At 68.8% G+C, this 13,459-nt stretch carries 16 protein-coding genes; 10 read left to right on the plus strand and 6 right to left on the minus strand.

The window, feature by feature from the left end; all coding sequences use genetic code 11:
- Position 1: 1 nt before the first annotated feature.
- Entirely contained in the window at positions 2-646 is a 645-nt protein-coding gene (locus ACI7YT_RS07255) for an FMN reductase (protein ID WP_406249847.1), read from the plus strand.
- A 54-nt stretch (positions 647-700) separates the two neighbouring features.
- Here ACI7YT_RS07255 and ACI7YT_RS07260 read toward each other — a convergent pair whose 3' ends face one another.
- Positions 701-880, minus strand: a complete 180-nt coding sequence (locus ACI7YT_RS07260) for a DUF5302 domain-containing protein (RefSeq protein WP_406249849.1) — start codon at positions 878-880, stop codon at positions 701-703.
- A gap of 9 nt (positions 881-889) precedes the next feature.
- Positions 890-1,510, minus strand: a complete 621-nt coding sequence (locus ACI7YT_RS07265; protein ID WP_406249850.1) for a DedA family protein — start codon at positions 1,508-1,510, stop codon at positions 890-892.
- A gap of 154 nt (positions 1,511-1,664) precedes the next feature.
- On the opposite strand from ACI7YT_RS07265, the gene ACI7YT_RS07270 reads away from it, so the two are divergent.
- From ACI7YT_RS07270 to ACI7YT_RS07285, 4 genes are all read left to right on the plus strand, one after another.
- The gene (locus ACI7YT_RS07270) at positions 1,665-3,590 is read left to right on the plus strand and encodes a GDSL-type esterase/lipase family protein (protein WP_406249852.1); all 1,926 of its coding nucleotides are present in this window, start codon (positions 1,665-1,667) and stop codon (positions 3,588-3,590) included.
- Positions 3,591-3,854: 264 nt separating this feature from the next.
- Positions 3,855-6,131, plus strand: coding sequence for a polyribonucleotide nucleotidyltransferase (locus ACI7YT_RS07275; RefSeq protein WP_406249854.1), 2,277 nt, complete (start codon positions 3,855-3,857; stop codon positions 6,129-6,131).
- Between the two features lie 210 nt (positions 6,132-6,341).
- Positions 6,342-7,370: an aldo/keto reductase gene (locus ACI7YT_RS07280; RefSeq protein ID WP_406249855.1), complete on the plus strand. Its 1,029-nt coding sequence runs from the start codon at positions 6,342-6,344 to the stop codon at positions 7,368-7,370.
- Positions 7,371-7,438: 68 nt separating this feature from the next.
- Positions 7,439-8,041, plus strand: coding sequence for a histidine phosphatase family protein (locus ACI7YT_RS07285; RefSeq protein WP_406249857.1), 603 nt, complete (start codon positions 7,439-7,441; stop codon positions 8,039-8,041).
- A 7-nt stretch (positions 8,042-8,048) separates the two neighbouring features.
- Here ACI7YT_RS07285 and ACI7YT_RS07290 read toward each other — a convergent pair whose 3' ends face one another.
- A complete protein-coding gene (locus tag ACI7YT_RS07290) occupies positions 8,049-8,516 on the minus strand; it encodes a GNAT family N-acetyltransferase (RefSeq protein ID WP_406249859.1) in 468 nt (155 codons plus the stop codon).
- 77 nt (positions 8,517-8,593) lie between these two features.
- Here ACI7YT_RS07290 and dapB point away from each other — a divergent pair, with 77 nt between their 5' ends.
- Both dapB and ACI7YT_RS07300 read left to right on the plus strand, forming a co-directional pair.
- A complete protein-coding gene (gene dapB, locus ACI7YT_RS07295; protein WP_406249861.1) occupies positions 8,594-9,340 on the plus strand; it encodes a 4-hydroxy-tetrahydrodipicolinate reductase in 747 nt (248 codons plus the stop codon).
- On the plus strand, positions 9,337-9,780 hold the full coding sequence (locus tag ACI7YT_RS07300; RefSeq protein WP_406249862.1) for a hypothetical protein: 444 nt from the start codon (positions 9,337-9,339) through the stop codon (positions 9,778-9,780). Before dapB ends, ACI7YT_RS07300 begins: the two co-directional genes overlap by 4 nt.
- A gap of 23 nt (positions 9,781-9,803) precedes the next feature.
- Here ACI7YT_RS07300 and ACI7YT_RS07305 read toward each other — a convergent pair whose 3' ends face one another.
- From ACI7YT_RS07305 to ACI7YT_RS07315, 3 genes are all read right to left on the minus strand, one after another.
- Entirely contained in the window at positions 9,804-10,229 is a 426-nt protein-coding gene (locus ACI7YT_RS07305) for an OsmC family peroxiredoxin (RefSeq protein ID WP_406249864.1), read from the minus strand.
- 71 nt (positions 10,230-10,300) lie between these two features.
- Positions 10,301-10,882 (minus strand): DUF4395 domain-containing protein, encoded by a 582-nt coding sequence (locus ACI7YT_RS07310; RefSeq protein ID WP_406249866.1) that lies wholly within the window; start codon positions 10,880-10,882, stop codon positions 10,301-10,303.
- A gap of 19 nt (positions 10,883-10,901) precedes the next feature.
- Positions 10,902-11,312, minus strand: a complete 411-nt coding sequence (locus tag ACI7YT_RS07315) for a thioredoxin family protein (RefSeq protein ID WP_406249867.1) — start codon at positions 11,310-11,312, stop codon at positions 10,902-10,904.
- Between the two features lie 92 nt (positions 11,313-11,404).
- Here ACI7YT_RS07315 and ACI7YT_RS07320 point away from each other — a divergent pair, with 92 nt between their 5' ends.
- From ACI7YT_RS07320 to ACI7YT_RS07330, 3 genes are read left to right on the plus strand one after another with little or no spacing between them, the layout of a single operon-like run.
- Entirely contained in the window at positions 11,405-12,214 is an 810-nt protein-coding gene (locus tag ACI7YT_RS07320; RefSeq protein ID WP_406249869.1) for a thymidylate synthase, read from the plus strand.
- Positions 12,211-12,687 carry a dihydrofolate reductase gene (locus tag ACI7YT_RS07325; RefSeq protein ID WP_406249871.1) on the plus strand — a complete coding sequence of 159 codons (477 nt, stop codon included), beginning with the start codon at positions 12,211-12,213 and terminating at the stop codon, positions 12,685-12,687. The genes ACI7YT_RS07320 and ACI7YT_RS07325 overlap by 4 nt, the downstream gene beginning before the upstream one ends.
- Entirely contained in the window at positions 12,687-13,448 is a 762-nt protein-coding gene (locus ACI7YT_RS07330) for an SDR family NAD(P)-dependent oxidoreductase (protein WP_406249872.1), read from the plus strand. The genes ACI7YT_RS07325 and ACI7YT_RS07330 overlap by 1 nt, the downstream gene beginning before the upstream one ends.
- Positions 13,449-13,459: the final 11 nt, after the last annotated feature.

Here is a 13,459-nt window from a genome sequence, read left to right on the forward strand (position 1 = left end):
CATGGCAACGCGTCGCATCGCCGTCGTCTCGGCCGGTCTTTCGAACCCGTCATCCACCCGCATGCTCGCCGATCGGATGGCTGCTGAGACGACTCGCCTGCTTCGTGAGCGCGAGATCGAGGTCAGCGTCGATGTGATCGAGCTGCGGGATCTCGCGCACGACATCACGAACAACCTGCTGACCGGGTTCGCTCCACCAGCGCTGGAGACCGCGATCAACACGGTGGTCTCCGCGGATGCCCTGATCGCGGTCACACCGATCTTCTCGACGAGCTACTCCGGGCTCTTCAAGTCGTTCATCGACGTGCTGGATCCTGACTCGCTCACCGGAAAGCCGGTCCTGATCGGGGCGAACGCGGGCACGGCCAGGCACTCGCTCGCGATCGACTACGCCATCCGGCCTGTGTTCGCGTACCTGCATGCCGAACCGGTCTCAACGGGCGTCTTCGCGGCGTCCAGCGACTGGGGAGGCGGGGGCGACGACGTCGCCCCGCTCGCCAAGCGGGTGGAGAAGGGTGCGAAGGAGCTCGCCGACGCGATCGCCCGCAAGGATGCCGTGGCCACCGGCGACCCGTTCGACCCTGCCACCTATCTGGGCGAGGGCCGCTCGTTCGGGCACCTGCTCGGCGGTCTCGCCGGGGAGTGAAGCGCCGCCGGACAGAACGAAGGCCGCCCCAGTGGGGCGGCCTTCTCTATGCGGTCAACCGCTCTTGCGTCGGAACTCGCGATGCGTCTGGGCCGAGTGCGTGCCGTGGATGGCGGAGTCGCCGTCCAGGTGTGCCTCTCCCTGACGATTCTGCGCGTTCTTCTTCTCGAGCGCTTCCTTGAACTTGCGCTTCATCTCGTCCGAAGAGGAGACGGCGTCGTCTGGCGTGCTCATGCCGCCAGCCTAGTCGGAGGTCGGCCCGGAGGGGGAGGGGCTCTTCCGGCGCGCGCGTCGACGCAGCACCAGGTCGATCAGTGCGCCGATCGCGACGGCGCAGATCACGGAGACGATGATGGCCACCACAGGGCCACCGGGGAGGATCGCGGCGATGAGCGCGCCGATCGCAGCCTGGTACGCCGCCCACCCCGTCGCGGCGAGCGCGACAAGCGCGCCGTACCGGGGCAGCGGGATGCGCGTCGCCCCGGCGACCAGGTTGATCGCCAAGCGGGCGAAGGGGATGAAACGAGCGGTGAACAGCACGACGGCCGTGCCCGACTCCAAGCGCCCTCGCGCCCACTGCTGGGCGCGCTGCGCTCGTTCGGTCTGCATCCATCGCCACCGATCGGTGCCGGCCCAGCGCCCGATCGCATAGCAGAGCAGATCGCCGGCCATGGCGGCCAGCGCGGCGTAGACGACCACGGCCCACAGCGTCGGCGCGCCGGTCGAGATCGCGAGTGCACCGAGTGCCGTCACCGCGATCTCACCGGGGACGACGACGAAGAAGGCGTCTCCCAGCACCAGCAACGACATCACTGCCAGTGCCCAGGGGCCTGCGACGAGTTCGGCGACGCCATCCGTGATCACGCTGACACTGTGCCGTTCCGAGGTGAACGGGAACCGAATCGGGGATAGCGGGTGACCGGCAGTCGTGCAACGGGTGAACTCTCCGCGACAACCGGTGCTCCCAGCGGTTCGCGGCGATCGGGCGCGGCATCCTGACACCGTGAGAGTCGCGATCGTGACCGAATCCTTCCTGCCGCACATGAACGGTGTGACGGGATCTGTCCTGCAGATCCTTCGTCACCTCGAGCACGAGGGGCATGTCGCCCACGTGCTCGCTCCGGATGCCGTCGGCATCCCCGATTCCCTGCACGGCGCGCGCGTGGAGCCTGTTCCGAGCCTCGCGCTGCCGGGATACCGCAACGTGCGCGTCGGAGCCGTGACCGCGCATCGCGTGGCGGCATCCCTGGAGCGCTTCCGCCCCGACGTCGTCCACCTCGCTTCGCCCTTCGCACTCGGTTGGCGGGGAGTGCTCGCCGCCGGCCGACTGGACGTCCCGGCGGTCGCCGCGTATCAGACCGATGTCGCCGCGTACACCGAGCGCTACCGGCTGGCTGCGACCACGTCCTTCGCGCAGAATCACATCGTCCGGCTGCATCGCAGGGCGACCCTCACGCTCGCACCCTCGACGGAGTCGGAGCGACAGCTCGAGGGGCTGGGCGTCGATCGGCTCCGGCGGTGGGGCAGGGGCGTGGATGCCGAACGCTTCCACCCCCGCCGCCGAGACGGAACCTGGCGGCGCGCGTCCGCTGACGATGTCCTGATCGGCTACGTCGGACGTCTGGCGGCGGAGAAGCAGGTCGAAGATCTGCGCGTCCTGCAGGACATACCAGGCGCGCGTCTCGTCGTCGTCGGGGACGGACCGGCGAGGGCCCGCTTGCAGGCGGCATTGCCCGGCGCGGCGTTCCTCGGTCATCTGGACGGCGACGAACTCGCCACCGCCATGGCGTCGTTCGACGTGTTCGTTCACCCGGGGGAGAGCGAGACGTTCGGGCAGACACTGCAGGAGGCGCACGCCAGCGGCGTGCCGATCGTGGCGACCGGCAGCGGTGGTCCGCTCGATCTCGTCCGGATGGGGATCGACGGATGGCTGTACCGACCCGGCGATCTCGTCGACCTGCGCATGCGCGTGGCCGATCTCGCCGGCGACGCGCGCAAACGACGGGCGTTCGGTGAGGCGGGCAGGACGGCAGTGGCCGGCCGCAGCTGGTCGGCGCTCTGCTCGCAGCTGCTCGGTCACTTCGAGGAGGCGACGACCCTGCATCGTGTGGATCGGTCGCTGCGCTCGCCGCGGACGCGTCGGCCGGAACCGGCACAGGCGTATCCGGGACGCCGATGGAGTCGTTTCGTGGCGCTCGGGGATTCGCTGACCGAGGGGCTCTGCGACCCGGCGCCCGACGGAGCGCTGCGCGGGTGGGCGGACCGGCTCGCACTGCTGCTGGCGGCTCGAGGCGGGCTGCACTACGCGAACCTCGCCGTGCGTTCACGGCGTGTCGACGACGTCTGCGGCGAGCAGCTGCAGCGGGCACGGGAGCTGAGGCCGGATCTGGTCTCTATCCTGGTCGGTGCGAACGATCTGGTCCGCACCGGTGCTGACGTCGGCGCACTGGCGGCCAGGCTCGAGGGAGCGGTTCGCACGCTTCGCGCCGATGGCGCCGACGTGCTGCTGGTGACGCCGTTCCTCCCTGACCGCCGCGCGGCCGGGCTCTTCGCGCGAAGATTCGCCGCTTTCTCGGGCGCGCTCGCCGGAATCGCCGATCGCACCGGTGCCATGCTCCTGGACACCGATCTGCACCCGTCGCTCGCCGACCGGTCGAACTGGGGTGAGGACCTGGTCCATCTCGGCAGTCGAGGACATCGGTTCCTCGCCTACCGGGCCGGCGAGGTCCTCGACGTTCCGCACGCGGAGGCGCTCGGAGCTCTGGATGCCGTGCTCCACGATGCGGAGCCGTCGACCAGGGCAGCATGGTGGCGCGAGCACGCGCTTCCGTGGGCCTGGCGTCGGATGCGCGGTCGCGTGGCCGGCGACGGACGCGTCGCCAAGCACGACGACTACGTGTACATCGGCCGCTCGACCAGCCTGCGTGAGGCGCGAGTGCGGTGAACGGCGCGCGCGACGGGTTCGGATTCCCTGGTGTGATCGCGGGATTCCCGGTACTCGCTGGTACGCTGGCAGGGAGTGGAATCGGCGAGAAGCTGGTCCCCTGTGGTGGGTTCCTCGGCACGACGGGTCGGGTGATCTTCTACTGGTGGCCAGCGCAGGTGAGATTCGCGGGAATGCCCGCGCGCCCGGACTCTCCGTCTCCGCTCCGATGCACGCTCGCGGATCACACGGACCCGCGAGAGGAAACAAAGAAGGAGAGACCTCTTGGAAGGTCCTGAAATCACCGCCACGGAAGCCGTTCTCGACAACGGCCGCTTCGGCACCCGCACCATCCGCTTCGAGACCGGCCGCCTCGCGCAGCAGGCTCAGGGCGCAGTCGCCGCGTACCTCGACGGCGAGACCATGCTCCTCTCGGCCACCAGCGCAGGCAAGCACCCGCGCGAGGGCTTCGACTTCTTCCCGCTGACGGTCGACGTCGAGGAGCGCTCCTACGCCGCCGGCAAGATCCCCGGCTCGTTCTTCCGCCGCGAGGGTCGCCCCTCCACCGAGGCGATCCTGGTCTGCCGTCTGATCGACCGCCCGCTGCGCCCGTCGTTCGTCGACGGCCTGCGCAACGAGGTCCAGATCGTCATCACCGTTCTGTCGATCGCACCCGGCGAGTTCTACGACGCGCTCGCGATCAACGCGGCATCCGCATCCACGCAGATCTCCGGTCTGCCGTTCTCGGGTCCCGTCGCCGGCGTGCGTCTGGCGTTCATCCCGGGTGGCGGACAGCACGAGGACCAGTGGGTCGCGTTCCCGACCGCCGAGCAGGTCTCAGAGGCCGTGTTCGACCTGATCGTCGCCGGTCGTGTCGTCACGAAGGCCGATGGCACCGAAGACGTCGCGATCATGATGGTCGAGGCCGAGGCCACCGAGAACAGCTGGAACCTGATCAAGGCCGGTGCCACCAAGCCCAACGAGGAGATCGTCGCTCAGGGTCTCGAGGCATCCAAGCCGTTCATCGCGCTGCTGGTCAAGGCTCAGGCCGAACTGGCGGCGTCGTCGTCGAAGGAGCCGGGCGTCTACCCGGTCTTCCTGCCGTACAGCCAGGAGACCTACGACTTCGTCGCGCAGCGCGCATACGACGACCTCGTCGGCGTCTTCCAGATCGCTGACAAGAAGGAGCGCCAGAGCGCGGACGACGCGGTCAAGGAGCGCGTCCACGCCGACCTGATCGCGGCCGTCGAGGCCGGCGAGCTGCAGGCCGTGGCGACGCTCGAGTTCTCCGCCGCGTACAAGTCGGTCACCAAGAAGATCGTCCGCGGACGCATCCTCACCGACAGCATTCGCATCGACGGTCGCGGCCTCGCCGACATCCGTCCGCTGGATGCCGAGGTCCAGGTCATCCCTCGCGTGCACGGGTCGGCGATCTTCCAGCGCGGCGAGACCCAGATCATGGGCGTCACCACGCTGAACATGCTCAAGATGGAGCAGCAGATCGACTCGCTGTCGCCGGTGACGAGCAAGCGCTACATGCACCACTACAACTTCCCGCCCTACTCCACCGGTGAGACCGGTCGCGTCGGGTCGCCGAAGCGTCGCGAGATCGGGCACGGCTTCCTCGCCGAGCGCGCGCTCGTGCCGGTGCTGCCCAGCCGCGAGGAGTTCCCCTACGCGATCCGTCAGGTCTCCGAGGCGCTGAGCTCCAACGGCTCGACGTCGATGGGTTCGGTCTGCGCATCGACTCTGTCGCTGCTGAACGCGGGTGTGCCGCTGCGCGCTCCCGTCGCCGGCATCGCCATGGGCCTGGTGTCCGACGAGGTCGACGGTCAGACCCGCTACGCGGCGCTGACCGACATCCTCGGCGCCGAGGACGCCCTCGGTGACATGGACTTCAAGGTCGCCGGTACCAGCGAGTTCGTCACGGCCATCCAGCTGGACACGAAGCTCGACGGCATCCCCTCCGAGGTCCTGGCCGGCGCGCTGACGCAGGCGAAGGACGCCCGTCTGACGATCCTGAACGTGCTCAACGCGGCGATCGACACGCCGGACGAGATGGCACCGACCGCGCCGCGCGTGATCAGCGTCCAGATCCCGGTCGACAAGATCGGCGAGCTGATCGGCCCGAAGGGCAAGACGATCAACGCGATCCAGGATGAGACCGGCGCGCAGATCTCCATCGAGGAGGACGGCACCGTCTACATCGGCGCGACCGATGGCCCGTCGGCCGAGGCCGCTCGTGCGCAGGTGAACGCGATCGCCAACCCGACCAACCCGGAGATCGGCGAGCAGTTCCTCGGCACCGTCGTGAAGATCGCCACCTTCGGCGCCTTCATCTCGCTGCTGCCGGGCAAGGACGGCCTGCTGCACGTCACCGAGGTGCGCAAGCTCGCCGGTGGCAAGCGCGTCGAGAACGTCGACGACGTGCTCTCGGTCGGCCAGAAGATCCTCGTGAAGATCACGAAGATCGACGACCGCGGCAAGCTGTCGCTCGAGCCCGTCCTGGACGACGCTCCGGCCGCTGCAGAGGCGCCCGAGGCCGAGGCGACCGAGGCCTGATCCTCTGATCCGTCGAAGACCCGGATCCGCTCCGCACAGGAGAGGATCCGGGTCTTCGTCGTGTCCGGCGTGATGAAAACGTTATGGCGAATTCCCCGGACGTTCGCCTGATCGGCGGGGGAGCGCGCGATCGTCCTCTACTCTCGAAGAAAAGCACCGGGGGGTGCATACAGCGCATGACAGTGCAGGTCGACTCGCGGGGGTGAGAGCATGCGGATATTCGGCGTCGGTACCGCCGGGACACCCGAGGTGGCCGCGAGCGCCCACCCGCAGCATCCTTCCGCGCCGATCCCGGTCATCGGTCCAGGCGTCGGCGAGACCCTGCGCGTGCCACTCGGCGAGACGGGATTCGAGACCTTCCCGCTCATGCTGGGCGCTGCTGAGTTCGGCTGGAACGTCGACCTCGAGACCAGCCACGAGATCCTCGATCGCTACGTCGAGTTCGGCGGCAACGCCGTCCACACCGCCGACGGATTCTCCGGCGGACGCAGCGAGCACATCATCGGTCAGTGGCTGCGCTCGCGTGGGCGCAGGGACGGGATCGTCCTCAGCGCGCGGATCGGCTCGCACGCCGACAACCCCGGCCTCGGATCCGTCAACCTCGTCAGGGCCGTCGAGGGCTCGCTCACCCGGCTCGGCGTGGATCGCATCGACGTGCTCTATCTGGACGCGACATTCGATGCGACCACGAACATCGAGGACACGCTGGCGACCGTGGAGTGGCTGCGCGAAGCGGGCAAGATCGGCGCCGTCGGCGCGTTCGGCTTCAGCCCGGAGCGGCTCGTCGAAGCCCGCATCCTCGCGTCGGCCGGCTACCCCCGGATCGAGGTGCTCGATGCCCCGTACAACCTCGTGCGCCGACAGCCGTTCGAAGGCGACATGCGCCTGGTCGCCGGCGCGCAGACCCTGGCGGTGACGCCGTCGCACGCGCTGGAGCACGGCTTCCTGTCCGGCCGGCACCGTAACAAGGCGCGTGCGTCGCAGGGCGTGCGCGGCCAGCAGCTGCGCGAACACCTGAACCGTCGCGGAAACCGCATCCTCCGGGCGCTCGACCAGGTGGCCGATGAGCTGCAGGTGCCGGTAGCCGCTGTCTCGATCGCCTGGCTGCTCGCGCAGCGGACGGTCATCGCGCCCATCGTGAACACGTTCGCGACCCAGCACGTCGACGAGCTCATGCAGGGTGCCGGGGTTGCGCTGTCGCGTCAGCAGATCGCCGATCTCACCCGCGCGGGCGACTGAGAAGCCGCGACGCTCGGTTAGGCTGGAAGACGCCAGCCGATGATGGCGGGTGACGAAGCGAGTGGGTTGTGACGCACTACATATATCTGGTCAGACATGGTGAGCATCAGGACGCCGAGCACGGCGTCGACGACGGACCGCTCTCTCCTCGGGGGCAGCGACAGGCGGAGTTGATCGCCGATCGGCTGTCCGGACTCCCGCTCGACGCGGTGTGGCATTCGCCACTGCTGCGAGCGACCGAGACGGCGCGTGCGATCTCCGCGCGGCTGCCTGCGGTCGATCCCGAACCGTCGGCGCTGCTCTTCGACTGCGTGCCCACGGGGCTCACAGAGGAGACGCCGACGGCGTTCGAGTCGTTCTTCGGGTCGGTCACGGATGCCGAGATCGAGGCCGGTGGCGCGCAGATGGCCGACGCGGTGAACGAGTTCCTCGTGCGAAAGCAGGGGGACGTCCACGAGGTCCTCATCACGCACAACTTCGTCATCTCGTGGTTCGTGCGCGAGGTGCTCGGCGCTCCGGAGTGGCGATGGATGACCCTGAACCAGGCGCATTGCGGACTGACGGTCATCGCGCAGAAGCAAGGGCGCCCGTGGACGCTGCTGACGCACAACGACCTCGGCCACCTTCCGGTGGAGCTGCGCACCGGGTTGCCGGACGCCGTCCCGGTCTGAGCCGCGCTCAGACCAGCGGCTTGCAGTACCACCGCGTGGCGTTCGGGTTGTCGTTGTACGGCTCGATCTCCTCGAACCCGCTGCGCGCATAGAGCGCGCCGGCGGCCTCGAGCGTGTGATGAGTGTCGAGCACGAGTTCGCCGGCTCCCCACTGCCTGGCCCGACGTTCGAGCTCTTCCAGGATCGCGCGCCCCCACCCCTGGCCGCGGGTCTCGGGCTGCAGGAACAGATGCTTGATCTCGTAACGGATGCCGGCATCCGAATCGTCCAGTCGTCGGATGCCTCCGCACCCCACTGCCCCTCCGACGGGACCGGCGAGCAGAAAGACACCCGCGGGCGGTGCGAACGCGCTCGGTGCCGGAAACGTCGGCGTGTAGCTTCCGCCGGGGAACTCCGCGGCACGCAGGGCGAAGTACTCGACGAGGATCGCGTGCGATTCGGGATCGGCGGGGGAGACATCGCGGAACTCGAGCATGAGACAACGCTACCCGGGCCTCGGGAGCCGGCCGCGCCGTGCCGCGGGGCCGGCTCCCGGCGAAATAGACTGGGGGCATGAGCACGCAGGTAGCACTCGTCGGCGGAACCGGGAAGCTCGGTTCGATCATCCGGGCGGTGATCGACGACCTCGACGGTTTCGAAGTCGCGCGCGTGCTCACCTCGACGAGCGACTGGTCCGAACTGGACGGCGTGGACCTCGTCGTCGACGCCTCCACGCCGCAGGTGAGCGTCGAGGTCGTCCGTGCCGCTGTCGAGCGGGGGATCAACGTCCTGGTCGGCACATCCGGTTGGTCGAACGAGCGCATCGCGCTGGTGCGTCCTCTGGTCGAGGCCGCAGAGACCGGGGTGGTGTTCATCCCGAACTTCTCGCTCGGCTCTGTCCTCGGCTCCGCTCTGGCGTCCGCCGCCGCCCCGTTCTTCGACTCGGCGGAGATCGTCGAGGCGCACCGAGACACGAAGATCGATTCTCCCAGCGGCACCGCGGTGCGCACCGCGGAACTGATCGCGGCCTCTCGCGCCGAGCAGGGCCCCGTGAGCGCCCCGCACGTCGATCAGCGCGCCCGCGGCCAGCAGGTCGCAGGGGTGCCGGTCCACTCGCTGCGTCGGCCAGGGGTGATCGCCCGGCAGGACGTCATCCTCTCCGGCCCAGGCGAGTCGCTGACATTCACCCACGACACGGTCGAGCCCGCACTCGCGTACGCGCCTGGCATCCGCCTGGCCGTGCCGTTCGCGCTCGGCGCGCGCGGCGTGATCGTCGGGCTGGAGAACATGGTCGACATCGGCATCCGAGCCCGGTCGTGACAGCTCGCATCGGCATCGTCCTGATGGGCGTCTGCCTGATCCTGTACTTCATCGTCGCCGGGCAGCAGGCGTTCCTGTTCATCGGGACGGGCGAACCGATCGCTGTGCTCATGGGCATCGCGGCGATCGTCCTGCCGTTGATCGGGGTCTGGGCGCTGGTGCGCGAGATCCAATTCGGCGTGTCGGCCGACCGGCTCGGCCGACGACTGGATGCCGAGGGCGGCATGCCGGAGGCCGAGACCCAGCTGACCCCGAGCGGGAAGATCGCGAAAGAGGATGCCGACGGCATCGTCTCGCGTTACCGCGCCGCGGCCGAAGCCGCTCCCGCGGACTGGCGCGAGCAGTATCGCCTCGGTGTGGTGCAGGATGCGGCGGGGCGCCGCAAGGACGCCCGCGCCAGCATCCGTGAGGCGATCAGAGTGGAGAAGCAGGCCCGCTGAGGGCCCGCTCTCCGGCAGGCGACTCAGGCGAGCGTGGCCTCGAGGGTGATCTCGATCCCGGACAGCGCCTGGGACACTGGGCAGCCGGTCTTCGCGCCATCGGCGATCTGCTGGAACGCCTCCGGCGTCAGGCCCGGTACGGAAGCGTTCACGTTCAGGTGGCTGCCGGTGATGCCGGTGCCGGGCTTGAAGGTCACGGATGCCGTGGTGTTGACGCGCTCGGGCGGGGTGCCGTTCTCGGCCAGTGCGTGCGAGAGCGCCATGCTGAAGCACGAGGCGTGCGCCGCGGCGATGAGCTCTTCGGGAGTCGTGGTCGTCTCGGAGCCCTCGCTGCGGGCCTTCCAGTCGATCGGGAAGGTCCCGAGGTGCGAGGTGGCGAACGAGACGGTGCCGGATCCCTCGGTGAGGGAACCGGTCCAGGTGGTGGTGGCTTCGCTGGTGACGGGCATGATGTTCCTCCGGAGGTAGGCGGGCTGTGGGCCCAGCCTAGCGATCGGCCGAGGTCGAGGGAACCGCCCGATCAGCCCGTCGGGGACACCCGTCCGACGATCCCCGCGCGCTGCAGCAGAAGGTACAACTGGCACCCGAGGCAGAAGCCGAACGCCGCGTTCAGGAATGCTGCGACGAACGCGGCGGCCGCCGCGATCGGCAGCGCCCACGGCACGCCGAACAGGTGCAGCACGATGCCGATGCCGACCACGAAGAGCCCGACGCCCTGCGCGAACCGCGGTGGCCGTGGGTCCTCCAGCTCCGTCGGCGGGGCGAGACGCGGGCGGACGAAGCGACGGAAGATCGCACCCCACGGCGCCGTGCGCGGCCAGGCGACAGCCCAGAGGAACAGCAGGGCGATCACGACGAGCAGCAGGAATCCGGGATCCAGTGCGCGCTGCGCGACCGGGGCGACGACGATGACCCAGTCGGCGCCGGGGACGAAGGTCGTGCCGGACAGCGGCTGATATGCGAACCAGCCGAAGCTCGGGTCCTGCGCCGTCGAGATGCCGGTGAGCGACAGCACGAACGCGATGAGCAGGAGCGCGGCCGTGATGCCGGCGGCGAAACGCGGCCCGCGCGGGTCGATACCGACGGGGGAGTCGTGGGACATGTCTCTCCTTGTGTCGTCGTCAGACGGGGGCGAGGGCTTCGGCGAGCGCGTGCGGGTGAGGCACGCCGTTGAACCGGGCGCGGACGGCGCCCGCGCGATCGACGACGAAGGTCGTCGGCGTCTGGAGGACCCGGTAGCGACTGGACAGGTCGGGGCGATGGGTCAGATCGACCTCGACGTGGACGAGGCCGTCGTCCCGCGAGGCGATATCGCTCAGCAACCGTCGCACCTGCGGACAGCGTGCGCACATCTCGGTGCTGAACTGGACGAGAGTCGCCCTGGAGCCCCGGTCTCCTGAAGCGTCAGCGGCGTCGAATCGCAGATGCCCTCCGCCGCGGCGTCGACCGTCGAGCAGTCGCAGCCCCACGCCGATGACCACGGTGAGAACGATCAGCGCTCCCGCGATTCCCAGGGCCAGTTCAGGCGACATGGAATGAGGGTACGGCCGAACCTCGGGCACCAGGGCCGTTGTTGCGAAGCGTGACGCGTCCATGTCGGTGGTGTGGCGGTATCGTGTGGAGCATGAGCGAAGCCGTCCCGACGCCGTATGAAGATCTGCTCCGCGAAGTGCTGGACACCGGCACGCACAAGGACGATCGCACGGGCACCGGCACGCGCAGCGTGTTCGGTCGGCAGCTGCGCTTCGACCTCTCCCAGGGCTTCCCGCTCATCACGACGAAGCGCGTGCACTTCAAGTCGATCGCCTACGAGCTGCTCTGGTTCCTGCGCGGCGATTCCAACGTGCGCTGGCTGCAGGACAACGGCGTGACCATCTGGGATGAGTGGGCGGATGCCTCGGGCGACCTCGGTCCGGTCTACGGCGTGCAGTGGCGGTCGTGGCCGACACCGGACGGCGGGCACATCGACCAGCTCTCGGAGGTCATCGAGCAGATCAGGCAGTCGCCGGACTCGCGCCGGCTGATCGTGTCGGCGTGGAATCCGGCGGACATCCCCGACATGGCATTGGCGCCGTGTCATGCCCTGTTCCAGTTCTACGTGGCCGACGGCAAGCTCTCGTGCCAGTTGTATCAGCGCAGCGCGGATCTGTTCCTCGGGGTGCCGTTCAACATCGCCTCCTACGCGCTGCTCACGCAGATGATCGCGCATCAGGTCGGCCTCGAACCCGGGGATTTCGTCTGGACCGGCGGCGATTGCCACATCTATGACAACCACGTCGAGCAGGTCCGCGAGCAGCTCACTCGTGAGCCGTTCCCGTACCCGACTCTCCGATTCCAGCGGAAGCCCGAGTCGGTGTTCGATTACGCGTACGACGACTTCGTGATCGAGGGCTATCAGCATCACCCTCCGATCCGTGCGGCGGTGGCGGTATGACCTGGGTCGGTCTGATCTGGGCCGAAGCCCGCGGGGGAGTGATCGGTGCCGAGGGCGGGATGCCCTGGCACGTCTCCGAGGATCTCGCGCACTTCAAGGATGTCACGCTGGGCGCACCGGTCATCATGGGGCGCAAGACCTGGGACTCGCTTCCGGAGCGCTTTCGGCCGCTGAGCGGACGCGAGAACGTCGTCATCACGCGCCAGCAGGACTGGACGGCGGATGGCGCGAGGCGCGCAGCGACTGTGTCGGAGGCCGTCCGCGGTCGCGAAGAGGTCTGGGTCATCGGCGGCGCCGAGATCTTCAGCCAGGTGATCGGCGATGCCGATCGCCTCGAGGTCACCGAGATCGATCTCGCTGTCGACGGCGACGCCTACGCGCCGGACAAGACCGGCTGGCGCCTCGTCTCCGAGGGGGAGTGGCAGACCTCCCGCACCGGCATCCGCTACCGGTTCCTCCGCTACGAGCGCTGATGCCGACCGCACTGATCACCGGCGCCAGTGCCGGTCTCGGCGCCGAGTTCGCCAGGCAGCTGGCCGGCCGTGGCGCGGATCTCGTGCTCGTGGCGCGCTCAGCCGGTGCTCTGGATGCTCTGGCCGACGAACTGCGGGCGCACGACGGAGTGGCCGTCGAAGTCCTCGTGGCCGATCTCCTGGATGACGCCGACGTCGCTCGTGTCGTCTCGCGCATCGGCGATGCCGAGCAGCCGATCGATCTGCTGATCAACAACGCCGGCTTCGGTCTGCCCCTGCACTTCGCCGACAACGACATCGACGACGAGGTGCGGCACCTCCGGCTTCATGTCGAGGTCTCGATGCGTCTCATGCATGCGGCACTCGGCGTCATGCGCGGCCGAGGTGGTCGCATCATCAACGTGGCGTCTGTCGCCGGCTTCATCTCGCGTTCCACTTATTCGGCCTGCAAGTCCTGGCTGATCGGCTTCAGCCGATGGGCGAACGCCGAGTACGCGCGCGACGGTGTCAGCGTCACCGCGCTCTGCCCCGGTTTCACGCACACGAGCTTCCATGAGCGGATGGGCCTGCCACCAGGGGATGAGGGCGTTCCCACATTCATGTGGCTCGACGCGGCGGACGTGGTCCGCGAGGGCCTTCGAGACGCTGCGCGGAGTCGGGCCGTCTCCGTCCCCTCGGTGCGCTACAAGGCGATCGTCGCCCTGACCAAGGTGCTGCCTGCGTCGCTCACGTCCCGCGCGGCACGGCGCGGCCGCGTCTGAGTCGCCCCGGG

The organism is Microbacterium sp. M (assembly GCF_045181065.1).
Taxonomy (GTDB): Bacteria; Actinomycetota; Actinomycetes; order Actinomycetales; family Microbacteriaceae; genus Microbacterium.